Annotated in this window: 21 protein-coding genes; 9 read left to right on the forward strand and 12 right to left on the reverse strand. The window is 70.2% G+C overall.

Annotation, left to right across the window (positions count from 1 at the left end):
• Window positions 1-10 precede the first annotated feature (10 nt).
• Window positions 11-1,711: an acyl-CoA mutase large subunit family protein gene (locus PGH47_RS29455; protein ID WP_271665890.1), complete on the forward strand. Its 1,701-nt coding sequence runs from the start codon at window positions 11-13 to the stop codon at window positions 1,709-1,711.
• 37 nt (window positions 1,712-1,748) lie between these two features.
• On the opposite strand, the gene PGH47_RS29460 is transcribed toward PGH47_RS29455, so the two are convergent.
• Window positions 1,749-2,384, reverse strand: a complete 636-nt coding sequence (locus tag PGH47_RS29460) for a TetR/AcrR family transcriptional regulator (protein ID WP_271665891.1) — start codon at window positions 2,382-2,384, stop codon at window positions 1,749-1,751.
• 211 nt (window positions 2,385-2,595) lie between these two features.
• On the opposite strand from PGH47_RS29460, the gene PGH47_RS29465 reads away from it, so the two are divergent.
• The 4 genes from PGH47_RS29465 (at window position 2,596) to PGH47_RS29480 (ending at window position 6,948) form a co-directional block, all read left to right on the forward strand.
• Window positions 2,596-3,570, forward strand: coding sequence for a tetratricopeptide repeat protein (locus tag PGH47_RS29465; RefSeq protein ID WP_093747309.1), 975 nt, complete (start codon window positions 2,596-2,598; stop codon window positions 3,568-3,570).
• A 653-nt stretch (window positions 3,571-4,223) separates the two neighbouring features.
• Window positions 4,224-4,862, forward strand: coding sequence for a DUF6230 family protein (locus PGH47_RS29470; RefSeq protein ID WP_030953506.1), 639 nt, complete (start codon window positions 4,224-4,226; stop codon window positions 4,860-4,862).
• Between the two features lie 150 nt (window positions 4,863-5,012).
• Complete coding sequence (locus PGH47_RS29475; protein WP_269641319.1) at window positions 5,013-5,585, forward strand: DUF6114 domain-containing protein; 573 nt, start codon at window positions 5,013-5,015, stop codon at window positions 5,583-5,585.
• A complete protein-coding gene (locus PGH47_RS29480; RefSeq protein WP_271665892.1) occupies window positions 5,575-6,948 on the forward strand; it encodes a hypothetical protein in 1,374 nt (457 codons plus the stop codon). The genes PGH47_RS29475 and PGH47_RS29480 overlap by 11 nt, the downstream gene beginning before the upstream one ends.
• A gap of 123 nt (window positions 6,949-7,071) precedes the next feature.
• Here PGH47_RS29480 and pyk read toward each other — a convergent pair whose 3' ends face one another.
• From pyk to pta, 3 genes are all read right to left on the reverse strand, one after another.
• Window positions 7,072-8,502, reverse strand: a complete 1,431-nt coding sequence (gene pyk, locus PGH47_RS29485) for a pyruvate kinase (protein WP_271665893.1) — start codon at window positions 8,500-8,502, stop codon at window positions 7,072-7,074.
• Between the two features lie 86 nt (window positions 8,503-8,588).
• Window positions 8,589-9,827, reverse strand: a complete 1,239-nt coding sequence (locus PGH47_RS29490) for an acetate kinase (protein ID WP_271665894.1) — start codon at window positions 9,825-9,827, stop codon at window positions 8,589-8,591.
• On the reverse strand, window positions 9,824-11,932 hold the full coding sequence (pta, locus tag PGH47_RS29495; protein ID WP_271665895.1) for a phosphate acetyltransferase: 2,109 nt from the start codon (window positions 11,930-11,932) through the stop codon (window positions 9,824-9,826). Before pta ends, PGH47_RS29490 begins: the two co-directional genes overlap by 4 nt.
• A gap of 220 nt (window positions 11,933-12,152) precedes the next feature.
• On the opposite strand from pta, the gene PGH47_RS29500 reads away from it, so the two are divergent.
• Window positions 12,153-13,178, forward strand: coding sequence for an ATP-dependent 6-phosphofructokinase (locus tag PGH47_RS29500; RefSeq protein WP_107902673.1), 1,026 nt, complete (start codon window positions 12,153-12,155; stop codon window positions 13,176-13,178).
• A 36-nt stretch (window positions 13,179-13,214) separates the two neighbouring features.
• Here PGH47_RS29500 and PGH47_RS29505 read toward each other — a convergent pair whose 3' ends face one another.
• Window positions 13,215-13,961 carry a helix-turn-helix domain-containing protein gene (locus tag PGH47_RS29505; protein ID WP_435887784.1) on the reverse strand — a complete coding sequence of 249 codons (747 nt, stop codon included), beginning with the start codon at window positions 13,959-13,961 and terminating at the stop codon, window positions 13,215-13,217.
• Between the two features lie 177 nt (window positions 13,962-14,138).
• Between PGH47_RS29505 and PGH47_RS29510 the strand changes: the two genes are divergently transcribed.
• A complete protein-coding gene (locus tag PGH47_RS29510; protein WP_271665896.1) occupies window positions 14,139-14,585 on the forward strand; it encodes a PPOX class F420-dependent oxidoreductase in 447 nt (148 codons plus the stop codon).
• Here PGH47_RS29510 and PGH47_RS29515 read toward each other — a convergent pair.
• The 5 genes from PGH47_RS29515 to PGH47_RS29535 all read right to left on the reverse strand — a co-directional run bounded on the left by PGH47_RS29515 (window position 14,575) and on the right by PGH47_RS29535 (window position 20,323).
• On the reverse strand, window positions 14,575-15,414 hold the full coding sequence (locus PGH47_RS29515; protein ID WP_271665897.1) for a carbohydrate ABC transporter permease: 840 nt from the start codon (window positions 15,412-15,414) through the stop codon (window positions 14,575-14,577). The genes PGH47_RS29510 and PGH47_RS29515 overlap by 11 nt on opposite strands.
• A 5-nt stretch (window positions 15,415-15,419) precedes the next feature.
• Window positions 15,420-16,376 (reverse strand): carbohydrate ABC transporter permease, encoded by a 957-nt coding sequence (locus PGH47_RS29520; RefSeq protein WP_271665898.1) that lies wholly within the window; start codon window positions 16,374-16,376, stop codon window positions 15,420-15,422.
• 22 nt (window positions 16,377-16,398) lie between these two features.
• Complete coding sequence (locus PGH47_RS29525; RefSeq protein WP_271665899.1) at window positions 16,399-17,775, reverse strand: extracellular solute-binding protein; 1,377 nt, start codon at window positions 17,773-17,775, stop codon at window positions 16,399-16,401.
• 116 nt (window positions 17,776-17,891) lie between these two features.
• Window positions 17,892-18,584 carry a response regulator gene (locus PGH47_RS29530; RefSeq protein ID WP_271665900.1) on the reverse strand — a complete coding sequence of 231 codons (693 nt, stop codon included), beginning with the start codon at window positions 18,582-18,584 and terminating at the stop codon, window positions 17,892-17,894.
• Window positions 18,581-20,323, reverse strand: coding sequence for a sensor histidine kinase (locus PGH47_RS29535; RefSeq protein WP_271665901.1), 1,743 nt, complete (start codon window positions 20,321-20,323; stop codon window positions 18,581-18,583). Before PGH47_RS29535 ends, PGH47_RS29530 begins: the two co-directional genes overlap by 4 nt.
• 201 nt (window positions 20,324-20,524) lie before the next feature.
• Here PGH47_RS29535 and PGH47_RS29540 point away from each other — a divergent pair, with 201 nt between their 5' ends.
• Both PGH47_RS29540 and PGH47_RS29545 read left to right on the forward strand, forming a co-directional pair.
• The gene (locus PGH47_RS29540; RefSeq protein WP_271665902.1) at window positions 20,525-21,910 is read left to right on the forward strand and encodes a cation:dicarboxylate symporter family transporter; all 1,386 of its coding nucleotides are present in this window, start codon (window positions 20,525-20,527) and stop codon (window positions 21,908-21,910) included.
• Window positions 21,911-22,196: 286 nt separating this feature from the next.
• Window positions 22,197-23,690, forward strand: coding sequence for an AAA family ATPase (locus PGH47_RS29545; RefSeq protein ID WP_271665903.1), 1,494 nt, complete (start codon window positions 22,197-22,199; stop codon window positions 23,688-23,690).
• Between the two features lie 13 nt (window positions 23,691-23,703).
• Here PGH47_RS29545 and PGH47_RS29550 read toward each other — a convergent pair whose 3' ends face one another.
• Window positions 23,704-24,597 carry an aldo/keto reductase gene (locus PGH47_RS29550; RefSeq protein ID WP_271665904.1) on the reverse strand — a complete coding sequence of 298 codons (894 nt, stop codon included), beginning with the start codon at window positions 24,595-24,597 and terminating at the stop codon, window positions 23,704-23,706.
• Window position 24,598: 1 nt separating this feature from the next.
• Window positions 24,599-25,528: an NAD-dependent epimerase/dehydratase family protein gene (locus PGH47_RS29555; RefSeq protein ID WP_271665905.1), complete on the reverse strand. Its 930-nt coding sequence runs from the start codon at window positions 25,526-25,528 to the stop codon at window positions 24,599-24,601.
• Window positions 25,529-25,538 lie beyond the last annotated feature (10 nt).

Genomic DNA, 25,538 nt, shown 5'->3' on the forward strand with positions numbered 1-25,538 from the left:
ATTCGTAGGTATGGACGCTGACGCCATCGAGGAGGGCCGCCGCCGCTGGCAGGCCCGGTACGACGCCGCGCGCAAGCGCGACGGTGACTTCACCACGCTCTCCGGGGACCCCGTGGAGCCGGTGTACGGGCCCCGACCGGGTGACGAGTACGAGGGCTTCGAGCGGATCGGATGGCCCGGGGAGTACCCCTATACCCGCGGGCTGTATCCGACCGGCTACCGAGGGCGGACGTGGACCATCCGGCAGTTCGCCGGGTTCGGGAACGCCGAGCAGACCAACGAGCGCTACAAGATGATCCTCGGCAACGGCGGAGGCGGTCTCTCGGTCGCCTTCGACATGCCGACGCTCATGGGCCGCGACTCCGACGACCCGCGCTCGCTCGGCGAGGTCGGTCACTGCGGGGTCGCCATCGACTCGGCCGCCGACATGGAGGTCCTGTTCAAGGACATCCCGCTGGGCGACGTGACGACGTCCATGACCATCAGCGGACCGGCGGTGCCCGTCTTCTGCATGTACCTGGTCGCCGCGGAGCGCCAGGGCGTCGACCCGGGCGTCCTCAACGGCACGCTCCAGACCGACATCTTCAAGGAGTACATCGCCCAGAAGGAGTGGCTCTTCCAGCCCGAGCCGCACCTCCGACTCATCGGCGACCTCATGGAGCACTGCGCGGCCGGCATCCCCGCCTACAAGCCGCTGTCCGTCTCCGGGTACCACATCCGCGAGGCCGGGGCGACGGCCGCGCAGGAGCTGGCGTACACGCTGGCGGACGGATTCGGGTACGTCGAGCTGGGCCTCTCCCGCGGCCTCGACGTGGACGTCTTCGCCCCCGGCCTGTCCTTCTTCTTCGACGCCCACGTCGACTTCTTCGAGGAGATCGCCAAGTTCCGGGCCGCCCGCCGCATCTGGGCGCGCTGGATGCGCGACGTGTACGGGGCGAAGAGCGACAAGGCCCAGTGGCTGCGCTTCCACACCCAGACCGCCGGCGTCTCGCTGACCGCGCAGCAGCCGTACAACAACGTGGTGCGTACGGCCGTGGAGGCGCTCGCGGCGGTGCTCGGCGGGACGAACTCGCTGCACACCAACGCCCTCGACGAGACGCTCGCGCTGCCCTCCGAGCAGGCCGCCGAGATCGCCCTGCGCACCCAGCAGGTCCTCATGGAGGAGACCGGCGTCGCCAACGTGGCCGACCCGCTGGGCGGTTCCTGGTACGTCGAGCAGCTCACCGACCGGATCGAGGCCGACGCCGAGAAGATCTTCGAGCAGATAAAGGAGCGCGGGCTGCGCGCCCACCCCGACGGGCAGCACCCCATCGGGCCGATCACCTCCGGCATCCTGCGCGGGATCGAGGACGGCTGGTTCACCGGCGAGATCGCCGAGTCCGCCTTCCAGTACCAGCGGTCCCTGGAGAAGGGCGACAAGCGGGTCGTCGGCGTCAACGTCCACCACGGGTCGGTCACCGGTGACCTGGAGATCCTCCGCGTCAGCCACGAGGTGGAGCGCGAGCAGGTCCGGGTGCTGGCCACGCGCAAGGCCGCCCGCGACGACGCCGCGGTGCGCGCCGCGCTGGACGCCATGCTGGCCGCCGCCCGCAGCGGCGCCAACATGATCGAGCCGATGCTCGAGGCCGTGCGCGCCGAGGCGACCCTGGGCGAGATCTGCGACGTGCTGCGCGACGAGTGGGGGGTGTACACCGAGCCGGCGGGCTTCTGACGCGCGCCGAGGGAGGGCGGTCCGGCCGCCCTCCCCGCTACTCCCCGGCGGACTCCGCCTCGGCTCCCGTGAGCCCCAGCAGCAGTACCTGGGTGAAGCCGCGCACCCACTCCTCGTCCGCCGGGTGACTGCTCACCAGCGTGCGGTGCACCACCGCGCCCGCGACCATGTCGAAGATGAGGTCGACCGTGCGCGCGGTCTCCGAGGGGTCCGTCTCCGGCGGCAGTTCGCCCCGGCACTGGGCCCGGGCCCGCCCCTCCACCACCAGCCGCTTCTGACGGTCGACGATGGACGCGCGGATGCGTTCGCGCAGCGCGTCGTCCCGGGTCGACTCCGCGACCACCGCCATCAGGCCACTTTTTGCCTCCGGCCGGGCCAGGATCGCCGCGAACTGGAGCACCACGCCCTCGATGTCCGCGGCGAGGCTGCCGAGGTCGGGCAGGCGCAGTTCGTCGAAGAGCTCGGCGACCGCGTCCACCACCAGCTCGTTCTTCCCCGACCAGCGGCGATACAGGGTCGTCTTCGCAACCCCCGCGCGCGTGGCCACGTCTCCGAGGGTGAGCTTGGACCAGCCCAGCTCGACCAGCGCCTCCCGCGTCGCCGCCAGGATCGCGGCGTCAGCGGCGGCGCTGCGCGGGCGTCCCGGACGGGCGGCGGCGGTGCGGCTCTGCATCCCATGACCATAACCGGGTGGTTCGTGTGCGGTCGTGAGGGAGATCACGGGAAGGTGGTGTTCCGCGGGGCCCCGATGCCATTACGCTACGACTCGTAGCGAAAGCGACGACCACAGGCGTGGGGTGGGGACCCGGCGCCGAACAGCACCTGCCGGGCCCGGCTTTCAGACCGCTTTTCACAGTGCGCGCCGAACGGGGGAGGATAGACGCATGCAGCCACGGAACATGTCCATGAGCGGAGTCGTCGACCTCGCCGCGGTGAAGGCGGCCCAGGAGGCCAAGGCGAAGGCGGAGCAGGCGCGGGCCCAGGCCGCCCAGCAGGGCGGGGCGGGTGCCGTCTCGCCCGCCGACCTCGTCATCGATGTGGATGAGGCGGGGTTCGAGCGCGAGGTCCTCCAGCGCTCCGCCGAGGTGCCCGTCGTCATCGACTTCTGGGCCGAGTGGTGCGAGCCCTGCAAGCAGCTGAGCCCGCTGCTTGAGCGGCTCGCCGTCGAGTACAACGGCCGCCTCCTCCTCGCCAAGATCGACGTCGACGCCAACCAGATGCTGATGCAGCAGTTCGGCGTGCAGGGGATCCCCGCGGTGTTCGCGGTCGTCGCCGGACAGGCGCTGCCCCTCTTCCAGGGCGCCGCGAGCGAGGCCCAGATCCGCGAGACGCTCGACCAGCTCGTCGCCGTAGCCGAGCAGCGCTTCGGCCTGACCGGCCTGACCGTCGACCCGGACGCCGAGCCGGGCGGCGCCCAGAGCGCCCCCGCCGCGCCGGCAGGTCCCTACGACGCCCTCCTCGAAGCCGCCGTGCAGGCGCTGGACGCGGGCGACTTGGCCGGTGCCGTCCAGGCCTACAAGAGCGTTCTGAGCCAGGACCCGGTGAACTCGGAGGCGAAACTGGGGCTCGCTCAGGCCGAGTTGCTCCAGCGCGTGCAGGGCGCCGACCCGCAGCAGGTGCGCAAGGAGGCCGCCGACCGGCCCACCGACGCCCGGGCGCAGATCGCCGCCGCCGACCTGGATCTGGTGGGCGGTCACGTCGAGGACGCCTTCGGCCGGCTCATCGAGACCGTGCAGCGCACGGTGGGTGACGACCGGGACACCGTACGACTCCGGCTCCTGGAGCTCTTCGAGGTCGTGGGCGGTGACGACCCCCGGGTCGCGGCGGCCCGCAGGGCGTTGGCGCGTGCGCTGTTCTGAGGGTTCCGTGAGCGGGGCGGCAGCCCCGTTCTGACCAGTCACTAAACGCACGGGCGCATGTTGCGCGAGTGAAAGATTTGTCGACAGAGCGTCAGAGCGGCCGCGCTTTACCAAATCTTGGTAATCGCGGCCGCAGTTACTGCGGGTAAGTCAAAGCCGTCGTTCTGTCGGTTTCTGTCTGGTGATTCCTGGATTTGTCCGGTCACTTGAAGCCACCCTGCGTCGTCGCCCGAGACCGGCGGGTCGTTGTTCGGTTATCCGGCCGTTACTACCGAGTAACGAAGCCCCTTGTGCGGGCGGCGAGAATGCACCACGATCGGCCACGCTCGGTCCGTTCCCGTCCCCCGACAGCCGGTTGGGTCGCGGGAGTTCCTGGGTCCCCACCGAGCAGAGTCGGCGGCAGTGGCGCCGGCTCTTGGACAGGGGGGTCTTCGCCCACCCGGCGAAGCCTGTCCGGCAAGGTTGTGCGTGATGCGTGTCAGGCGCGACCAGTGGTTGTCGCTCGGGGGTGATCGCCGGTAGTTCGGGCGCAATTCGCGCCACCGATCGCAGGCGCTCTCCTTCCCGAGGACGTAGCACTTCTCCCATCCCTGACCGGCTGAGCCGACAGTGGCGGCCAATGTCAGGAGATGTACGTCCGAGAAGGAGGAAATATGGAGTCCCAGGTGCGTGGCGGGACCAGATGGAAGCGGTTCGCTGTGGTCATGGTGCCCAGCGTTGCCGCCACGGCTGCGATAGGTGTCGCCCTCGCGCAGGGCGCTCTCGCTGCTTCGTTCAGTGTCTCCGGCCAGTCGTTCAAGGTCACGACCGACAAGCTCGTCGGTTCGGGCTTCTCGCAGTACGGCGCTCTTGACGAGGGCTACACGCTCTCCGGCAAGAAGACGGTTCACCCCGTCGCCGTCTCGGGTTTCAAGTCCGCGACGATCAGCAACATGTGTCAGTCCGTGGTCACGCCCGACATCCCGATCCTCGGGAACGTCAGCCTGATCCTGCGGGCGGGCGAAGACCCGAACAAGCCGGTCGAGGCCAAGAACCTCTACATCGACGTCGCCGACCTCGAGGCCGACGCGACGTTCGAGAACATCGACATCGGTGTTGCCGCCAAGGACGCCAACAAGGGTCCGGGCATGAAGGGTGGCGGCGAGCAGGCCAACCCCTTCGGCTTCGCCCAGCAGGCCGACAAGGCCACGCTGAGCAACGTGAAGCAGACGGCGTGGGCGACCACCGCCGGAACCTTCAAGCTCAGCGGTCTGAAGATGTCGCTGTCGACGGGTGTCAAGGAGTGCTACTAAGCACTCTCTGACGGGCGGGGGAGCCGATGGCGCCCCCGCCCGTCCACTCTCCGCCCGCTTTCTTCACGAGTGGGCCACAGAGCCACGACACATCACCGCATCACCATCGCACCACCACCACAGCAATGCCGTACCAGGGAGCTGTTTTCGATGAGCGCCGAGACTCCTGCCGCGCCCGGCCATGACGAGCACTACCTCCGGGTATATCGGCGCAACTTCCGTGCCTGGCGCGGTACGCGGCCCTTCTGGGCCGGTCTGTTCGTCATGCTCGGCGGACTGCCCATCGCCTACTTCCCTTACGCGAACCTCCAGATCGGCCACCTGACGCTTGCGATGCAGACCGCGGGGGGCTCCAGCTCCCTGATCATCGGTGTGCTGCTCGTGGTCCTCGGCTTCACGCTCTGGTTCCAGAAGCACGTCCGCACCTTCGCGGGCATCGCGGCGATCCTGCTGGCACTGGTGTCCATCCCGCTGTCCAACCTCGGCGGCTTCCTCATCGGCTTCCTCTTCGCCCTCGTGGGCGGGGCGATGGCCGTTGCATGGGTGCCCGGCGGGGACGCCGACGCAACTCCGGCGAAGACGGACACGACGGGCGAGGGCGGCGCACCCGAGGGTGCCGCCGACCCCGACACCGCCATCCTCAAGCCCGTGGTGGGCGAGCCGAACGATCTGTCAGGAACGAGCCCGGCGAACGGGGCGAACGGGAGGCACAGTGCCGGCTGACGAGGTGACCCACGGGACTGAGGTGGACAAGTCCCGTGTGAGAACCGGGCCGCGACACGCGGCGCCCAAGAAGCCGCTGTTCACCAGGTTCCAGATGCCGGCCGGCAAGGCGATAGCCCTGGCGGCGATGCCGACGGCGGTCCTCATGGGAATGGGGTTCACACCGACGCTCGCCCAGGCCGACAGCGACGCCACGAAGCCGACGGCCAACAGCCTCACGGCGGACGAGTACAAGGACTGCGTGGCGGCACTGGAGGACGAGGCCTCGGCGTCCGCGTCCCCGAGCCCCAGCGAGTCCACGGACAAGGACGAGACGGCGGAGCCCACTCCGTCGGCCACCGACGGCCAGGACTCCGAGGACTCCTCCGACTCCTCGGGTTCCTCGGACTCTTCGGGTTCGTCGGGCTCCGCGGGTGACTCCTCTTCGTCGGATTCAGGTTCCGACGACGCGGCCGAGCCCTCGCCCTCGCCCTCCGCGAGCAAGTCGAGCGAGGCCCAGTCCGGCGACACGGCCACGGAGTCCCCCTCGCCGTCCGAGAGCGGCGGCGGCCTGCTGGAGGGCATCGGCGACGCCATCGAGGGCATCTTCACCGGCGGTTCGGCCGGGGAGAGCGCGAGCCCGTCGGCGACGCCGTCCGCGAGCGCGAGCGAAGAGGCGGCGTCCGGTTCCTCGGACTCCGCGGACTCCTCGGACTCGTCCGGCAAGGAGACGTCCGACCCGGTGAAGGAGACCACCGACAAGGTCACCGACACCGTCGAGAACACGGTCGGGGACGCCACCGACAAGGCGTCCGAGGCGGCGAAGGACGCCACCGAGGCGGCGAAGGACGCCGCGGCCGAGGCCACCGCCTCGCCGAGCCCCTCCGCGAGCTCCGGCACGGACCCGGACGACTGTCCGGCCGCCACGGACGAGGAGGGCGGCGTCGACAACACCGTGCCGCTGCCCGACGACCCGTGGTTCCTGAACGCCAGCTCGCTGCTGCTGAAGGGCGCCGACTACCAGGGCATCGTCGAGGTGAAGACGGCCAACGGCACCAAGAAGAAGGTGCTGAAGTACGTCATCTCCGACGGCACCGACATCGGCGATCTGCACCAGACGGTGCAGGACAAGCAGTCCGGCAAGACGTACCACGTGCAGGCGGCCCAGGGCTCGACGTCGACCATCCGCAACGGCAAGACCGTGATGTACACGGAGAGCATCTCCGGGAACCTGCTCGGTCTGATCCCGGTCACGTTCGACCCGGAGCACCCGCCGCCGCTGAACATCCCGCTGATCTACTTCACGAAGGTGAAGGTCACGCAGGCCGGCCAGTTCGGCGGCACCCTGCACGTGCCGGGGTTGCACAACTTCACCACCGACTGAGCCGGGCGTCTCGACCAGACGCCGCCACAAGCCCGTTCGGGAGCCGCACAAGCGCCGAGGGCGCCCCCTGTCACAGGAGGCGCCCTCGGCGTCGTTCAGGGCCCTTGCGGGCCCTCTGCGGGGTCAGTCCCGCGGGCCGCCGCCGAGATGGTGCACCCGGACCATGTTGGTGGTGCCGGGCACGCCGGGCGGGGAGCCGGCCGTGATGACCACGATGTCGCCCTCGTTGAACAGACCGAGCTTGACGATCTCCTGGTCCACCAGGTCGACCATCTCGTCGGTGCTGTTGACGAACGGCACCACGTGCGGCTCGACGCCCCAGCTGAGCGTCATCTGGTTGCGCGTGGACTCGTCCGTGGTGAACGCGATGATCTGCTGGGCGGCGCGATAACGGCTCAGCCGGCGGGCGGTGTCGCCGGACTGGGTGAAGGCGACCAGGCCCTTGCCGCCGAGGAAGTCGGCGATCTCGCAGGCGGCACGGGCCACCGAACCACCCTGCGTACGGGGCTTCTTGCCCGGCACGAGCGGCTGGAGGCCCTTGGCGAGCAGTTCCTGCTCGGCCGCGGCGACGATCTTCGACATCGTCTTGACGGTCTCGATCGGGTACGCGCCCACGCTCGACTCGGCGGACAGCATGACCGCGTCGGCGCCGTCCAGGATCGCGTTGGCCACGTCCGAGGCCTCGGCGCGGGTCGGGCGGGAGTTGGTGATCATCGACTCCATCATCTGGGTCGCCACGATCACCGGCTTGGCGTTGCGGCGGCACAGCTCGATGAGCCGCTTCTGCACCATCGGGACCTTCTCGAGCGGGTACTCGACGGCGAGGTCGCCACGCGCGACCATCACGGCGTCGAACGCCAGCACGACGTCCTCCATGTTGGCGACCGCCTGCGGCTTCTCCACCTTGGCGATGACCGGGACGCGGCGGCCGACCTCGTCCATGACCTTGTGCACGTCCTGCACGTCGTTGGCGTCCCGCACGAAGGACAGGGCGACCATGTCGCAGCCCATGCGCAGCGCGAAGCGGAGGTCCTCGACGTCCTTCTCCGACAGCGCCGGCACGTTCACGGCCGCGCCGGGCAGGTTGATGCCCTTGTGGTCGGAGACGACGCCGCCCTCGATGACGATCGTCCTGACCCGGGGGCCCTCGACCTCGGTGACCTTCAGCTCGACGTTGCCGTCGTTGATGAGGATCTGGTCGCCCTTGTCGACGTCACCGGGCAGGCCCTTGTAGGTCGTCCCGCAGATCTGCTTGTCGCCCGGGACGTCCTCGGTCGTGATGACGAACTCGTCACCGCGCTCCAGCTCCACCGGGCCCTCGGCGAAGGTCTCCAGGCGGATCTTCGGCCCCTGGAGGTCGGCGAGCACACCGATGGCCCGGCCGGTCTCCGCGGCGGCGGCCCGCAGGCGCTCGTACCGCCCCTGGTGGTCGTCGTGGGTGCCGTGGCTGAAGTTGAAGCGGGCCACATTCATGCCGGCCTCGATCAGCGAGACAAGCTGTTCATGGGAGTCGACCGCGGGGCCGAGAGTACAAACGATTTTCGAACGGCGCATGGGACGATCCTATCGGTTTGTTTCGCCGCGGAATATTCCGTCTGGTGGAAGATACAAATGAGCTGTGCTTTGCTCAGCCGTGTTACTCAGTCGTTGCCCGCACGGTGCGCCCGCATATCGGTGCCGCCGACCAGTGCGTAGGTCTGTGTCGCGATCTCCAGTTCCTCGTCCGTCGGCACCACGGCGACCGCCACCCGCGCGTCCGCGGGCGAGATCAGCCGCGGCTCGTCACCGCGTACGGCGTTCAGTTCCGGGTCCACCGCGAGGCCCAGCTGGTCCAGGCCGGCCATGGCGGCTTCCCGCACCGGTGCCGCGTTCTCGCCGACGCCGGCCGTGAACGCGATCGCGTCCACCCGGCCGAGCACGGCGTAATAGGCGCCGATGTACTTCTTCAGTCGGTGAATGTAGATGTCGAAGGCCAATTGGGCCCGCTCGTCACCTTCGTCGATCCGGCGGCGGATCTCCCGCATGTCGTTGTCGCCGCACAGGCCGATCAATCCGCTCTTCTTGTTGAGAAGAGTGTCGATTTCCGCGATGGACATATCGCCAACACGCGCCAAATGGAAGATGACGGCGGGATCCGTGTCACCCGATCGCGTACCCATCACGAGCCCCTCCAAGGGGGTCAGCCCCATGGAGGTGTCCACGCACCGCCCGCCCCGCACGGCCGACGCCGACGCGCCGTTGCCCAGGTGCAGCACGATGACGTTCACGTCCTCGGGGGCCTTGCCCAGCAGCTTCGCGGTGGCCCGGGAGACATACGCGTGCGACGTGCCGTGGAAGCCGTACCGGCGTATGCGGTGCCGGTCGGCGGTCTCCACGTCGATGGCGTAGCGGGCGGCCGACTCCGGCATCGTCGTGTGGAACGCGGTGTCGAAGACGGCGACCTGGGGCAGGTCCGGGCGCAGCGCCTGCGCGGTGCGGATGCCGGTGAGGTTGGCCGGGTTGTGCAGCGGGGCCACCGGGATGAGCCGCTCGACCTCGGCGAGCACGGCGTCGTCGACGACGGTGGGTTCGGTGAAGTGCTTGCCGCCGTGCACCACGCGGTGGCCGATCGCGGCCAGCTCGGGGGAGTCCAGGCCGAGGCCGTCCTTGGCCAGCTCCGCCGCCACGGCCTTCAGGGCGGCGTCGTGGTCGGCGATCGGGCCGCTCCACTCGCGGCTCTCGCCGCCGGCCGCCAGCGGGGTGTGCTTGAGCCGGGAGACCTGCTCGCCGATGCGTTCGACGAGGCCCACGGCCAGTCGGCTGCTGTCACGCATGTCCAGCAGCTGGTACTTCACCGACGAGGAGCCGGAGTTGAGGACGAGGACGCGGGACGCGGTCACTGGACGGTGGCCTTCTCGTGGAGGGACGGTGCGGTGGACCGGGGCTGGGACTGGATCGCCGTGATGGCGACGGTCGTGACGATGTCCTGGACGAGGGCGCCCCGGGACAGGTCGTTGACCGGCTTGCGCAGGCCCTGGAGCACCGGGCCGACGGCGATGGCGCCGGCCGAGCGCTGCACGGCCTTGTAGGTGTTGTTGCCCGTGTTGAGGTCGGGGAAGATCAGAATCGTCGCCTGCCCGGCCACTTCGGACTCCGGCAGCTTGGTCGCCGCCACGGACGGCTCCACCGCGGCGTCGTACTGGATCGGCCCCTCGATCATCAGGTCGGGCCGCCGCCGGCGCACCAGCTCCGTGGCCTCGCGCACCTTGTCGACATCGGCGCCCGAACCCGACGTGCCCGTCGAGTACGACAGCATCGCGATGCGCGGCTGGACACCGAACCCCTCGGCGGTGGCCGCCGACTGGATGGCGATGTCGGCCAGTTGCTCGGCGTTCGGGTCCGGGTTCACCGCGCAGTCGCCGTAGACGAGGACCTTGTCGGCGAGGCACATGAAGAAGACCGACGAGACGATGCCGGCGTCCGGCCTGGTCTTGATGATCTCGAAGGCGGGCCGGATGGTCGCCGCGGTCGAGTGGACGGACCCCGACACCATGCCGTCGGCCAGCCCCTCCTCGACCATCAGGGTCCCGAAGTAGTTCACGTCGGAGACGACGTCGTAGGCCAGCTCGACGGTGACGCCCTTGTGGGCGCGCAGCTGGGCGTACTTCTCGGCGAAGGAGTCGCGCAGATCGCTGGTGGCCGGGTCGATCAGCTGGGTGTCGCCGAGGTCGATGCCGAGGTCGGCGGCCCGCTTGCGGATCAGGTCGAGGGGGCCGAGCAGGGTCAGGTCGCACACCCCGCGCCGCAGCAGCACCTCCGCCGCGTGCAGCACGCGCGGCTCGGTGCCCTCGGGCAGCACGATGCGGCGGATGTCCGAGCGGGCCTGCTCCAGCAGCTTGTGCTCGAACATCATCGGCGTGATCCGGTCGGAGTTCGGCGCCGAGACCCGCTTCAGCAGCTCGCCGGTGTCGACGTACCGCTCGAAGAGGCCGAGCGCGGTCTCCGCCTTGCGCGGGGTCGCCGCGTTCAGCTTGCCCTCCAGGGAGAAGAGTTGCTCGGCGGTGGGGAAGCTGTAGCCGGGCACCGACAGCACCGGGGTGCCGGGGGCCAGGCGCGAGGCGAGGGTGAGGATCGCGTCGCCGGGGCGCTCGTCCAGGGTGAGCAGCACACCGGCGATCGGCGGGGTGCCGGCGCTGTGCGCGGCCAGCGAGCCGACGACCAGGTCGGCGCGGTCGCCCGGGGTGACGACCAGACAGCCCGGGGTCAGGGCGTTCAGGAAGTTCGGCAGCATCGCCCCGCCGAACACGAAGTCCAGCGCGTCGCGCGCGAGCCCCGAGTCGTCGCCGAGCAGGACCTTCGCCTCCAGGGACTGGGCGATCTGCGACACCGTCGGCGCGGACAGGGCGGGCTCGTCCGGGACGACGTAGCACGGCACCGGCAGCCGGGAGTCCAGCAGCCGGGCGATCTCGTCCCGGTCGGAGCGGGCGACCCGGTTGGTGACCATGGCGAGCACGTCGCAGCCCAGGTTCTCGTACGCCCGGTAGGCGTTGCGCGTCTCGGCGAGCACCGACTCGGTCGTCTGCTTGCGCCCGCCCACGACGGATATCACCGACGCGCCGAACTCGTTGGCGAGCCGGGCGTTCAGGGACAGCTCGTCCGGGAGCTGGGTGTCGGCGAAGTCGGTGCCGAGGACGAGTACGACGTCGTAGTCGCGGGCGACCGCGTGGAACCGGTCGACGAGGGTGGATACCAGTTCGTCCGTGCCGCGCTCGGCCTGGAGGGCGGACGCCTCGTGGTAGTCCATGCCGTAGACCGTCGCCGGGTCCTGGGAGAGGCGATAACGGGCGCGCAGCAGCTCGAACAGCCGGTCCGGGGAGTGATGCACCAGCGGCCGGAACACCCCCACCCGGTCGACCTGCCGGGTCAGGAGCTCCATGACTCCCAGTTCGACGACCTGCCGGCCGTCGCCGCGGTCGATGCCGGTCACGTACACGCTGCGCGTCACGCGTGGTCTCCCTTTCGTCGTGCGTTGTTCCGGACGGGTTCCCCTGGGGGGCGGTTCCAGGGTCGCAAAATCGCCCAGTGAGGTGAGCGAAACCCTCTTGACAATACCTTTGGCGATGGATAAGGCGCCCGTCAGGTTGCCGGGTCGGACGGTGCCCTCGGGGACGTGAAACAATCGGACTGGCTCACCGGTGTCAACAGCGAGCAGGAGACACAGCACGATGCGTATCGGAGTTCTCACCGCAGGCGGCGACTGCCCCGGCCTGAACGCCGTGATCCGGTCGGTCGTGCACCGCGCCGTCGCCCAGTACGGCGACGAGGTGATCGGCTTCGAGGACGGCTTCGCCGGCCTGCTGGACGGCCACTACCGCCACCTCGACCTGGAGGGCGTCAGCGGCATCCTGGCCCGCGGCGGCACGATCCTCGGCTCGTCGCGCCTGGAGCGCAACCGGCTGCGCGAGGCCTGCGAGAACGCCCCCGACATCGCCCGCGACTTCGGCATCGACGCCCTCATCCCGATCGGCGGCGAGGGCACCCTGACCGCGGCCCGCATGCTGTCCGACGCCGGACTGCCGGTCGTCGGCGTGCCCAAGACGATCGACAACGACATCTCCTCGACGGACCGGACCTTCGGCTTCGACACCGCCGTCGGCGTCGCCACCGAGGCCATGGACCGTCTGAAGACCACCGCCGAGTCGCACCAGCGTGTGATGGTCGTGGAGGTCATGGGCCGCCACGCGGGCTGGATCGCGCTGGAGTCCGGGATGGCTGCCGGCGCGCACGGCATCTGCCTGCCGGAGCGCCCGTTCGACCCCGCCGACCTCGTCAAGATGGTCGAGGAGCGCTTCTCCCGCGGCAAGAAGTTCGCGGTGATCTGCGTCGCCGAGGGCGCCCACCCCGCCGACGGCTCCATGGACTACGGCAAGGGCGAGATCGACCAGTACGGCCACGAGCGCTTCCAGGGCATCGGCACGGCGCTCGCCTTCGAACTGGAGCGCCGCCTCGGCAAGGAGGCCAAGCCGGTCATTCTCGGCCACGTCCAGCGCGGTGGCACGCCGACCGCGTACGACCGTGTGCTCGCCACCCGATTCGGCTGGCACGCGGTGGAGGCCGCGCACCAGGGCGAGTTCGGGAGGATGACCGCGCTGCGCGGCACGGACATCGTGATGGTGCCGCTGGCCGAGGCGGTCACCGAGCTGAAGACGGTGCCCAAGGACCGGATGGACGAGGCGGAGTCCGTCTTCTAGTCACGGGCCCCGCCCACCGGAGAACGGCCACCGGGGTCAGGGGCTGTTCTCCTGGACCATCGTCCAGAAGCGCTCCACGATCCCGTCCATGAACTCACGGCCGGCCGCGCTGGAGTCACCGCTGCCGCCGCCCCAGCTGAGGGTGGCGGTCATCTGGCCCTGGTAGTGCTGGTGCAGTTCCTGGAGCGTGATCTCCAGCAGGCGCCGGTCCAGCGGCACCATCTTGCCGACCGGGCGCACATACGCCTGCCAGCGCGTCGTCACCGCACTGCGCAGCAGATCGGCCAGGCGGGCCTCGCGGCCGGTGACGGTGATGAAGTCGGGGATCGTCAGACCGAGGATCTCGGCGAGGGCGGCGGACTGGCGGTCCGTGCCGCGCCAGTCGTCGTTCTCCTCCATCCGCAGATACGTCTGCACCTCGTGCCCGACGGCACGGGCCACGTCCTCCGGTGCCAGACCGCGGGCGATGCGGTGCTCGCGCAGGGTCCGGGGCTTGCCGAGCAGTTCACCGGGCGAGCACCACAGCACGCCCGCCAGGGCGGTGAGCTCGTTGCTGGTGGGAGCCGCCAGTTCGCGTTCCCAGGCGATGACGAGGTCCTCGGTGACATAGGGCAGGCCGTACGAGACGCGCATGCCGTAGGCGACATGTCCGGGGCCCATGCTCAGGGCCGCGCGGAGTCTGCGGGCGGCGGGGGCGTTGAACGGGGGAGTGGGCGGATTGCGGTGGCTGGAGCGGTTGTAGGGCTGGTTCGGTTGGGCTGGGGGTCGACGCACGCGCCACAACGTAGGCCCGCCGAGATGGGGTGACTACGGTCTGTTCGGCCAGGATCACGGATTGTAGGAAGCTACGGCTACTGGTGGGTTCGCCGCTGGCCGAAGATCGTCTGTCGGTGACGTGGGGCGGAGATCAGGATGGCGCCGGGGCGTCACCGTGGCGGCCCCGGAAGGTGGTGACCGCCGGTGAACGGCAAGCTCAACGGGCATATTCGCGAGCGTCTCCTCGCGCCGAACTTCTGGCACCTCGCGACCGTGGACCCCGACGGGATGCCGCAGGTTTCGCCCATGTGGGCGGACATCGAAGACGAGTACGTCATGGTCAATACGTCCATGGGGCGGGTGAAGGTGGACAACCTGCGGCTCAATCCCAACGTTTCCCTGTCCCACCACGACCCGGAGAACCCCTACGACCGGGCCGAGATCCGGGGGCGGGTCGTCCGGTTCGTGGAGGGCGACGTGGCGGAACGGGCGATGGACCGGCTCGCAAGTAAGTACATCGGGCAGGACCGCTACCCCTGGCTGCTGCCGGGGGAGCGGCGTGTGATGCTGCTGATCGAGCCGGTGCGGGTGCGCCGGGTCGTGGGCGTGGAGGCGTTCCGGGCGGGAGTGCTGCCCGACGTCACCCCTTGACCGCCCCGCCCAGCGCGAAGCCGCTGCCCAGCCGCCGTGAGATCAGCACGTACAGCAGGATCACCGGCGTCGAGTAGACGATGGAGAACGCCGCGAGCTGGCCGTACGCCACCATCCCGCGGTTGCCGAAGAAGTCGTTGATGCTCACGGACGCCGGCATCTGGTCCGGCGTCAGCAGGAGCATGAACGGGACGAAGAAGTTGCCCCACATCATGACGAAGGAGAAGACCGTCACCACGGCCACTCCGGGGCCCATGAGGGGCAGCACGATCCGCACCAGCGACTGGAGCGAGGACGCGCCGTCCGTCCAGGCCGCCTCCTCCAGCTCCTTCGGCACCCCGTCCATGAAGTTCTTCATCAGCCAGATGGCGAACGGCAGTTGGGAGGCGGCGAAGAAGAAGATCGTGCCCTGCATGGTGTCGATCAGGTTCACCCGCACGAACAGGGCGTACACCGGAACCATGATCGCCGTGATGGGCAGGCTCGTCGCGAACAGGATCGTCAGCAGGAACGGGCGGTTGAAGCGCGAGCGGAACCGGGACAGCGGATAGGCGGCGAGCGCCGCGCACACCACCGTCAGGGCCGTCCCGCCGCCGCACAGCAGCAGGCTGTTGAGCAGCGGGGTGAAGGTGATCTCCGGGGTCAGGACCGCGTCGAAGTTGTCCAGGGTGATGCCGTCCGGGACCTTCACCCGGAGGTCCGCGCCGCTGTCCAGGGACGACAGCACCACCCACACGAGCGGCAGCACGAACGCCGCGGCCACCACCAGCAGACCGGCGTCGGCGGCCAGCCGGTGCGTGCTCCGCCGGGATGCGGGGGAACGGGCCATGCGCGTCACACCTCCGTCCGCAGCAGACGCAGGTAGACCACCGAGAACAGCGAGCCCACCACCAGCAGCAGCAGGGCGACCGCGGTGCCGTAGCCGATCATGCTCTTCTGGAACGCCTCCTCGTACATGAACAGCGGCAGGGTCTGGCTCTTGCCGCCCGGGCCGCCCCTCGTCATCACCCAGATCAGCCCGAAGACGGACAGCGTCTGAAGGGTGATGAGCATCAGGTTGGTGCCGATGGAACGGCGGATCATCGGGAGCGTGATGTGCCACATCCGGCGCCAGCCGCCGGCGCCGTCGACCTGCGCCGCCTCGGTGATCTCCTTCGGGATCTCGTTCAGGGCGGCCGAGTAGACCAGCATCGAGAACGCCGTGCCCCGCCACACGTTCGCGAAGGACACCGCCAGGATCGGCAGCGTGAACAGCCAGTTCTGGGTGGGCAGTTGCAGCCACTCCAGGATGGCGTTCAGAGTGCCCTCGCGGCGGAAGAAGGCGTACAGCAGGAACCCTGCGACGACCTCCGGCAGCACCCAGGCCGTGACGACGATGCCGCCCACCAGGGTGCGGACCGGCTTCGACGCGCGCTGCATCAGCGCGGCCAGGGCCAGGCCCAGGGTGTTCTGGCCGATCAGGGCCGAGATGACCGTGAAGACGAGGGTCATCCAGACCGCGTTGAGGAACGCCTCGTCACCGAAGGCCGTACGGAAGTTGTCGAACCCGACGAACGACTCCTCGGCCTGGCCCGTGAGCTGGAGGTCGGTGAACGCGATGAAGGCGCAGTAGGCGATGGGGCCGGCGAGAAAGAGGAGCAGCAGGACGACGGCGGGGGAGACGGGCAGCGCCCGGGCGAGGCTGCGGTGCAGCGGGGCGGGCGGCGGGCCCGGCGGCCGGGAAGCCGGCGGGCCCGCCGGGGACTTGCCCGTCGTCGGACCCGTCGCCGCGTGCGGTGCTTCGGCGGTCATGGGCGGTGGTCCTCGTCGTCCCTCACTTCTGGATCACCTGGTCGTCCGTCGCCGACTTCAGCTCCTCGTCGTACCCCTTGGCCGCGTCGTCCACCGACATGTCACCCGTCGTCACGCCCTCCATCGCCTCCTGCACCGCGGTCGAGACCTTCGGGTACGCCGGGAAGGCGGGCCGGTAGTGGGTGCTGGCGACCAGGTCCGTGAAGAACTTGATGCCGGGCTGGGCGTCCGTGTACGACGGGTCGTCCGCGACGTCCTTGCGCACGGCGATGCCGGAGTTGGCGATGTACCACTTCTGCGCGTTCGCCTTGGTCTGCATCGTCTTGATGAACTCGAAGGCGAGGTCGGGGTTGCCGGCCTTGGCCGGGATGGACCACGTCCAGCCGCCGGACATGCTCACCTTGCCGGGCGCCTGGCCGTTCTGCGTGGGCATGGCGGCGAGCCCCAGCTCCTCGGACCACTCCGGCCACTCGTGACCGCTGCCCGGCAGCCAGTCCTGCGGCAGCCAGGAGCCGTCGAGGGCGATGCCGAGCTTGCCCTTCGGCAGCCACTCGCCGCGCACCCGGGTACCGACGTTCGGGTCGAGGGCGTCGGAGACCTCCGGGCCGAGCTTCTCCTTGTAGACGGTCTCGACGAAGGACAGGGAGTCCTTGAAGCCCTTGCTGCCGGCCACCCACTTCTTGGCGGACTTGTCGTACAGCGGGTCCGTCGTGCCGTCGTTCGTGCCGTACAGCAGCATCTCGAAGGTCTGCATGGTGGCTGCCTCGCCGACGGGCTTGCCCGTGTACACGTTGAGCGGGATGGCGCCCGGGACCTTCTCCTTGACGGTGCGGGCGGCGTCGAGGACGTCGTTCCAGGTCTTCGGCTGCCAGTCGGCGGGCAGACCGGCCTTCTTGAATACGTCCTTGCTGAACCACAGCCCACGGGTGTCGGTGCCGTCCGGGACGCCGTACGTCTTGCCGTCCTCGCCCTTGGCCGCGGCCTGCGCCGTGTCGATGAACTGGTTCCAGTCCTGCCACTTGGCGAGGTAGGGGTCGAGAGGCTTCAAGTACCCGCTGGTGATGTCCGAGTTGATGAGGAAGGTGTCCTCGTAGACCAGGTCGGGAGCGGTCTTCGGCGAGCGGAGCATCTGCTGGAGCTTGGTGTAGTACTCCGAGTCCGGGGCCTTGATGGGGACGAACTCGACCTTCTTGCCGGGGTTCGCCTTCTCGAACTGCTTCTTGATGTCCGCGAGATAGGTGTCCATCACCTTGATGGAGTTGTCCGTGGACTGTTTGTAGGAGACCTTGACGGTGTCCGGGTCACTGCCGGAACCGCCGCCGCACGCGGTGAGCGTGCCGGCGGCGGCGAGAGTGAGGGCCAGGAGTGTGGAGAGGGAGGCGGTGGGGCGCACGGGCATGACCTCCTGCAAGCGCACTTCGTCGTGGCGCGGGGATGGCTGCCCGGTGAACCTAGGTTGAGTGGTCTAGTCAGGTCAATGCCTCTGCGGAGGTTGGGTGTTGCGGATCGCGCCCGCTACCGGCCCGGCACCCACCGGTACACCAGCTCCGGTCGCCCCACCTGCCCGTAGACCGGCTTGCGTTCGGCCCGGCCCGCCTCGACCAGATGCTCCAGATACCGCCGGGCCGTGATCCGGGAGATCCCCACCGCCTCGGCCACGCCCGCCGCCGTCAGCCCCTCGCCGGCGTCCCGCACCACGCCGGTCACCCGCTCCAGCGTCGGCGCGCTCAGTCCCTTCGGCAGCGCCGCCGGCCCCGGCGCCCGCAGCGCGCCCAGCGCCCGGTCCACCTCGTCCTGCCCGCTCGCCTCGCCGACGGCCGCGTGGAACTCGGCATAGCGCACCAGCCGGTCCCGCAGCGTGGCGAACGTGAAGGGCTTCAGCACGTACTGCACGACCCCCAGCGACACCCCCTCGCGCACCACCGCCAGATCGCGTGCCGACGTCACCGCGATCACGTCCGCGTGATGCCCCGCCGCCCTGAGCGAGCGCGCCAGTTGCAGCCCGTGCACATCCGGCAGGTGCAGGTCGAGCAGCAGCAGGTCCACCGGCGTCCGCTCCAACGCGCGACGCGCCTCCGCGCCGGTGTGCGCCTTGCCGACCGCGACGAACCCGGGCACCCGCCCGACGTACATCATGTGCGCGTCCGCCGCCACCGGGTCGTCCTCCACGACCAGGACACGAATCGCCTGCTCGGCCGCCGCCGTCATACGTCACCTCTCGAAACCGCCGCGCCCTGGGAGGCGGCGCCGTCCGCGGGCCCGGAGCCGCCCCTCGGGCCGGTGCGCTCTGCGGAGCCCGAGCTTGCACTCTCCGCGACCCCCGAACCCGCCGGGGTGCCCGCCCCGTCCACCAACGGCATCCGCACCTCGAACACCGCCCCGCCTCCGTCGGCCTCCGCCACCGCCAGCACACCTTGATGCCGGCTCACGGCCTGCCGGACCAGCGCCAGCCCCAGCCCCCGGCCGCCCGGCCCGGCCGGCTTCGTGGAGAACCCGCGCTGGAACACCGTCTCACCGAGCGCGGGATCCACTCCGGCGCCGGTGTCCGAAACCCGGAGCACCAGTTCGCCGCCCTCGGCGTACGCCGTCACCGTCACCCGTGCCCCCACGCTTCCCTGTGCCGCGTCCACGGCGTTGTCGATCAGGTTGCCCAGTATGGTCACCAGGTCCCGGGCGGGCAGGGTGTCCGGCAGCAGACCGTCGTCGAGCCGGCTGTCCTCCGACACGACGAGCTCCACGCCCCGCTCGTTGGCCTGCGCGGTCTTGCCCAGCAGCAGCGCCGCGAGCACCGGCTCACTGACCGCCGCGACGACCTGGTCGGTCAGTGCCTGCGCCAGCTCCAGCTCGGCGGTCGCGAACTCCACCGCCTCCTCGGCGCGGCCCAGTTCGATCAGCGAGACCACCGTGTGCAGCCGGTTCGCCGCCTCGTGCGCCTGGGACCGCAGTGCCTGGGTGAAGCCCCGCTCGGAGTCCAGCTCGCCCATCAGGGACTGGAGTTCGGTGACGTCCCGCAAGGTCACCACCGTGCCGCGCCGCTCACCGCCCGACACCGGCGAGGTGTTCACCACCAGCACCCGCTCCGCCGTCAGATACACCTCGTCCACCCGGGGCCCGGACGCCAGCAGCGCCCCGGTCAGCGGGGCCGGCAGCCCGAGCTCCGCGACCGACCGCCCCACCACGTCGCCGGCCACGCCGAGCAGCTCCCGCCCGCCGTCGTTGATCAACGCAACCCGGAACTGCCCGTCCAGCATCAGCAGCCCCTCACGCACCGCGTGCAACGCCGCCTGGTGGTAGTCGTGCATCCGGCTCAGCTCGGCCGCGTTCATGCCATGGGTGTGTCTGCGCAGCCGGGCGTTGATGACGTACGTGCCGATCGCGCCCAGCGTGAGCGCGCCCGCCGCCACGCCGATGAGCGCCGTCAGCTGGTCCTGCACCCGCGCGCTGATCGCCTCGACCCGGATGCCGGCGCTGACCAGCCCCACGATGTGGGCCGGATCCCGCCCCCCGTCGTAGATCGGCACGACCGCCCGCACGGACGGCCCGAGCGTGCCGGTGTACGTCTCGGTGAAGGGCTCCCCGCGCAGGGCCCGCTCGGTGTGGCCGCGGAAGTGCTGGCCGATCTGCTCCTCGTCGGGGTGCGTCCAGCGGATGCCCTTGGTGTTCATGATCGTGACGAAGTCGACCTCGGCGTCGTGCTGGACACGCAGCGCGTACGGCTGCAGCTCGGCAGTGGGGTCGGGGGTGCGGATCGCCTCCCGCACGGACGGGGCGTCGGCGATCGACTGGGCCACCGCCTTGGCCTGACGCCCGGCGGCGTCCTCGGCCTGTCCGGTGTCACTGAGGTAGGTGAAGACCGCGTACCCGGCGACGAGCACCGCTATCAGCACGGCCTGCATGGCAAAGAGCTGAGCCGCCAGGCTGCGGGGTCTCGGGACGGGGATGCGCATGTCGTCAGTCTGCCTCCATGGCTGATTGTGAACTAAATGAACGGAAGGGTGACCGCCCTCACACCGCGGGAGATAGTCACCGCATCGCTGAAATACGACCCCGTTCCCCCGGGGCTCGGCAGCCGATCAGCGACCCCCCCCACCCCGGACGTGAGCCGCACGCCGGTGACAAAACCGACGAAGACGTCAAGGAGGGCAGCCGTGGCCGCCGCCAGTTCCCCCGATACGGCACCTGCCGCACCCGTCGCCAAACGGGACCGCACGCACTACCTCTACATCGCGGTGATCATCGCGGTCGCCCTCGGTATCGCCGTGGGCCTCGCCGCTCCCGACTTCGCGGTCGAGCTGAAGCCCATCGGTACCGGCTTCGTCGCCCTGATCAAGATGATGATCTCGCCGATCATCTTCTGCACGATCGTCCTGGGCATCGGCTCGGTACGCAAGGCCGCCAAGGTCGGCGCCGTGGGCGGTATCGCCCTGGTCTACTTCCTCGCGATGTCGCTGGTCGCGCTGGCCATCGGCCTCGTGGTCGGCAACATCCTGGAGCCCGGCACCGGCCTCGCGGTCACGGACGCCATCAAGGACGCCGGTCACGCGCAGGTCGACGCCGAGGCCAAGGACACCACCGAGTTCCTGCTCGGCATCATCCCGACCACGATCGTCTCGGCCTTCACCTCGGAGTCCGTCCTCCAGACGCTGCTCGTCGCCCTGCTCGCCGGTTTCGCGCTCCAGGCCATGGGCAACGCCGGTGAGCCGATCCTGCGCGGTGTGCAGCACATCCAGCGGCTCGTCTTCCGCATCCTCGCCATGGTCATGTGGGCCGCGCCGATCGGTGCCTTCGGCGCCATCGCCGCCGTCACCGGTTCCGCCGGTCTGGACGCGCTGAAGAGCCTCGCGGTGCTGATGCTCGGCTTCTACGTCACCTGCTTCCTCTTCGTCTTCATCGTGCTCGGCGCGCTGCTGCGGATCGTCGCGGGCCTGAACATCCTCACGTTCTTCAAGTACCTGGGCCGTGAGTTCCTGCTGATCCTGTCGACCTCCTCCTCCGAGTCGGCGCTGCCGCGCCTCATCGCGAAGATGGAGCACCTGGGTGTCAGCAAGCCCGTCGTCGGCATCACCGTCCCGACCGGCTACTCCTTCAACCTCGACGGCACCATGATCTACATGACCATGGCGTCCCTGTTCATCGCCGACGCCATGGGTACGCCGATGTCGATCGGCGAGCAGATCCCGCTGCTGCTCTTCCTGCTGGTCGCCTCCAAGGGCGCCGCGGGTGTCACCGGTGCCGGCCTCGCGACCCTGGCCGGTGGCCTCCAGTCGCACAAGCCCGCCCTGGTGGACGGCATCGGCCTCATCGTCGGCATCGACCGCTTCATGAGCGAGGCCCGCGCCCTGACGAACTTCGCGGGCAACGCCGTCGCCACGGTGCTGATCGGCACCTGGACGAAGGAGATCGACCGCGGGCGGGTCGACCAGGTCCTCGCGGGCGAGATCCCGTTCGACGAGAAGACCCTCCTGGACGACCACGACGCCGGGCCGGCCGAGGTGCCGGAGCAGGGCGGCGAGAAGGAACTCGCGAAGGCGTAACCGCTCCGCTGGGAGAGCCGGAAAGGGGCTCGGGGTGCTGCGGTCCGTCGGCTGCGGGTCGCCCGTGGCCGGTCGCGCAGTTCCCCGCGCCCCTGGAGGGCCTTCGGCCCATCAATACTCCGGACGTCCGGCCCCGCCTGAACCGGGGCCGGGCGTCCGGCCATTGCGCCGGGCGGTTGAGTTGTCCCCCGTCACTCAGCCGCCCGGTCAAGCGTTTCCCGGGCTCCCGCCGCCCCCACAAATGCTTTGACCCGCCGCCGCCTCGGCCGCACGCTGGGAGACCTCGATGCGGGCCGTCCACCGGGACCAGGAGGCGGGCATGGCGGAAGAGGCCGGATCACAGGGGCAGGCGCGGGTGCGGGCCCCACGGTCGCTGGACCAGGTGAGCGAGCTGTTCGAGGAGTTCCTGTCGGCGGTCGCGCGCACCTCGCGCGACGAGCAGGAGGACGGCCGCAACCTCAGCACCCGGCTGATGGCCCACCTCGGCTCCACGCCCGCGGACCGCCCGGTCGTGAAGGCTGCGTATCCGCCGTACGAACTGCCCAACGTCCATCTCGCCCTGGAGCGCTGGTTCGACGCCGGTCCCGGCCGCTCCTACGAGCTGATCGGTCTGCGCGGCGGCCGGCACCGCGGTGACCTCACCCTCGGCGACATCCTCGACGCCTCCGACCGCTTCGACCGGTTCGTCATCGGCGCCGTCGACTACGCCCATCTGCCCGTCGCGCCGGACACCGAACTGGCCTGCGTCTCCTGCGGGTTCTACCTCGGCCGCGAGGGCGACGAACGGTTCGCGGTGCTGCTGCGCGGCCCGCAGGACGAGTACGGGCGCAGCAAGGTCGAGGTCGAGGTCCTAGCGCGGGACAAGGAGTTCGCGGACCGGCTGCTCGCCGAGTTCGACACCCTCGCACGCGAGGAGAACGTCTTCCGCGGTCAGGTCCTCTCCTTCGAGGGCTCGGAGTTCGGGCACGGCCTCGGACCGTTCCGCTTCCACCGCCGCCCCGACCTCACCCGCACCGACATCGTGCTGCCCACCGGTCTGCTGGAGCGACTGGAACGCCAGGTCATGGGCGTCGCCCGGCGCCGCGAGCAGCTGCGCGCGGCGGGCCAGCACCTGCGCCGCGGACTGCTCCTGTACGGCCCGCCCGGCACCGGCAAGACCCACACGATCCGCTATCTGCTCTCCCACCTGCCGCAGTTCACGGTGGTGATCCTCGCCGGCACCGGCATCTCCGCCATCGGCCCCGCGTGCGCGCTGGCCCGGATGCTCCAGCCGGCGCTCGTCGTCCTGGAGGACTGCGACCTGATCGCCGAGGCCCGCGACTACGGCGGCGGCGACCAGCCCCTGCTCTTCCAGGTCCTGAACGAGATGGACGGCCTCGGCGACGACGCCGACGTCGCCTTCCTGCTCACCACCAACCGCGCCGACCTGCTGGAACCGGCCCTGGCCCAGCGCCCCGGCCGGATCGACCTCGCCGTGGAGATCCCCCTGCCCGACGGCGAGGGCCGCGCCCGGCTGCTCGACCTCTACGGCGCCGGACTCGGTCTCGGCAAGCACGTCCTGGACGAGGTGGTGGCCCGCACCGAGGGCACCACGGCGTCCTTCGCCAAGGAGCTGGTGCGGCGTTCCGTACTGATCGCGGCCGAGCGCGAGTCCCCCCGCACGGAGCCGGACGACGTCCGTGTCGCCCTCGACGAACTCCTCTCCGACCAGGACCACCTCACCCGCCGCCTGCTCGGCGTGCGGGGCGAGGACGCGGGGGAGCCGGTGCCGCAGGACTGACCGTCGGCGGGCGTCAACCGACCGGCACGGCCGCGTCGTTCAGCAGATCCAGCTCCTGTGCGTCCAGCACCAGGTCGGCCGCGGCCGCCGAGTCCCGGATCGTCTCCGGGCGGCTCGCCCCCGGAATCGGGATCACTCCAGGGGAGCGCGCCAGCAGCCAGGCCAGGGCCACCCGCTGCGGGCTGACGCCGTGCGCCCGCGCCACGGCACGGAACGCGCCGGGCCGGGCGTCCGCCGGCTGCGAGGGCCCGTCGAGCGAGCTGCGCGAGATGCCGCCGAGCGGGCTCCACGGCAGGAACGCGAGCCCGAGTTCCGCGCACAGGCGGAGCTCGGCCTCGCTGTCCCGTACGGCGGGCGAGTACCGGTTCTGCACCGACACCAGCCGGTCGCCGAGGATGCGGTGGGCGGCGCGGATCTGGTCGGCGTCCGTGTTGGAGACGCCGGCCAGGCGGATCTTGCCCTCGTCGAGCAGCTCGCGCAGCGCGCCGACCGACTCCTCGAACGGCACGTCCGGGTCGGGCTTGTGCAGCTGGTAGAGCCCGATCGCCTCGATGCCGAGTCGCCGCAGCGACGCCTCGGCTGCGGACTTCAGCCGGCGCGGGTCGCCGTCCACCGTCCAGCTGCCGTCGGCGGGCCGGCCGCGACCGCCCTTGGTGGCCACGAGCACGTCGTCGGTGTCGCCGCCGTACGCGGCCAGCGCGCGGGCGACGAGGAGTTCGTTGTGCCCCGGCTCGGCGCCCGGCAGATGGTACGAGTCCGCCGTGTCCAGCAGCGTCACCCCGGAGTCGAGGGCGGCGTGCACGGTGGCCAGGGCGCGCGTTTCGTCGGGGCGGCCCTCGATGGACAGCGGCATCGCGCCGAGGCCGATCGCGCTCACGCGCAGGGAGCCGAGCGTGCGGTGGCGCATGTCAGCCGCCGTCCTTTCCGAGGGTCTCGGCGACGGCCTTCGGGAGCCACTGCCGGGCGTGCGTGAAGCGGAAACCGAGCCGGGTGGCACGGGAGTTGTCCATGCCGTAGGCGCGGGCGAAGGAGAAGGGGGAGACCTCGCCGACCTCGACGGGCTGGAACACGGTCCGGCCGTCCGGGTGGTGCGCGGCGATCTCGGCGCACAGCTCCTCGGTGGTGAGCGGCCCGTGCGAGGCGGCGTTGACCGGGCCGGTGAAGTCCTGGCCCACCGCCCAGAACAGGAAGTCGGCGATCTCCTCGACATGGATGTACGTCGCCGGATGGTTCACCATCGGCACGGCGATCGGCGTCCCGGCGCGGATCCGGCTCGCGTAGTGCTCCACGCGGCCCGTGAAGTCGTCGTCCCCGCCCAGCACATGGGCGACCCGCACCGCCGTGCACGGGAACCCGGGATCGGCGGCGAACACGGCCTCCGCCTGCCGCTTGCCCTCGCCGTAGTGGGTGTCGAGGAACTCCGTTTCGTCCCAGGGGAGTTCGAGGTCGACGGGTACGGCCGCCGGGTCCACGTCCGACTCGCGCACGGGGGCGATCGAGTCCTCGTACTCGTACACCTCCACCGTCGACGTCAGCACATAGCGACGGGTGCGGCCGGCGAACACCCGGCGGGCGATCGACGCCTGGCGCGGGGTGTAGCAGACCTGGTCGACCACGGCGTCGAAGGTCCGTGAACCCAGCGCCGCCGTCAGGGACCTCTCGTCGTCCCGGTCGGCGACGAGGTGGACCGCGTCGGTCGGCGGCGCCGACGAACCGCGATTGAGGACCGTCACCCGGTCCCCGGCGGCCAGCAGCCGGGCGATCAGCCGCTTGCCGAAATAGCGGCTGCCGCCGATGACGAGTACCTCTCGTGCCTTTACCTCTCGCGCCTTTCGCATGACCATGATT

The sequence above is a fragment of the Streptomyces sp. HUAS 31 genome (assembly GCF_028198125.1).
Taxonomy (GTDB): Bacteria; Actinomycetota; Actinomycetes; order Streptomycetales; family Streptomycetaceae; genus Streptomyces; species Streptomyces chartreusis.

Coding starts and splice junctions, on each gene's coding strand:
- PGH47_RS29465 (WP_093747309.1), top strand. CDS start 2,596: ATGCAGCCACGGAACATGTCCATGAGCGGAGTCGTCGACCTCGCCGCG.
- PGH47_RS29455 (WP_271665890.1), top strand. CDS start 11: ATGGACGCTGACGCCATCGAGGAGGGCCGCCGCCGCTGGCAGGCCCGG.
- PGH47_RS29545 (WP_271665903.1), top strand. CDS start 22,197: ATGCGGGCCGTCCACCGGGACCAGGAGGCGGGCATGGCGGAAGAGGCC.
- PGH47_RS29470 (WP_030953506.1), top strand. CDS start 4,224: ATGGAGTCCCAGGTGCGTGGCGGGACCAGATGGAAGCGGTTCGCTGTG.
- PGH47_RS29525 (WP_271665899.1), bottom strand. CDS start 17,775: ATGCCCGTGCGCCCCACCGCCTCCCTCTCCACACTCCTGGCCCTCACT.
- PGH47_RS29475 (WP_269641319.1), top strand. CDS start 5,013: ATGAGCGCCGAGACTCCTGCCGCGCCCGGCCATGACGAGCACTACCTC.
- PGH47_RS29535 (WP_271665901.1), bottom strand. CDS start 20,323: ATGCGCATCCCCGTCCCGAGACCCCGCAGCCTGGCGGCTCAGCTCTTT.
- PGH47_RS29530 (WP_271665900.1), bottom strand. CDS start 18,584: ATGACGGCGGCGGCCGAGCAGGCGATTCGTGTCCTGGTCGTGGAGGAC.
- PGH47_RS29555 (WP_271665905.1), bottom strand. CDS start 25,528: ATGCGAAAGGCGCGAGAGGTAAAGGCACGAGAGGTACTCGTCATCGGC.
- PGH47_RS29520 (WP_271665898.1), bottom strand. CDS start 16,376: ATGACCGCCGAAGCACCGCACGCGGCGACGGGTCCGACGACGGGCAAG.
- PGH47_RS29500 (WP_107902673.1), top strand. CDS start 12,153: ATGCGTATCGGAGTTCTCACCGCAGGCGGCGACTGCCCCGGCCTGAAC.
- pyk (WP_271665893.1), bottom strand. CDS start 8,502: ATGCGCCGTTCGAAAATCGTTTGTACTCTCGGCCCCGCGGTCGACTCC.
- PGH47_RS29460 (WP_271665891.1), bottom strand. CDS start 2,384: ATGCAGAGCCGCACCGCCGCCGCCCGTCCGGGACGCCCGCGCAGCGCC.
- PGH47_RS29550 (WP_271665904.1), bottom strand. CDS start 24,597: ATGCGCCACCGCACGCTCGGCTCCCTGCGCGTGAGCGCGATCGGCCTC.
- PGH47_RS29515 (WP_271665897.1), bottom strand. CDS start 15,414: ATGGCCCGTTCCCCCGCATCCCGGCGGAGCACGCACCGGCTGGCCGCC.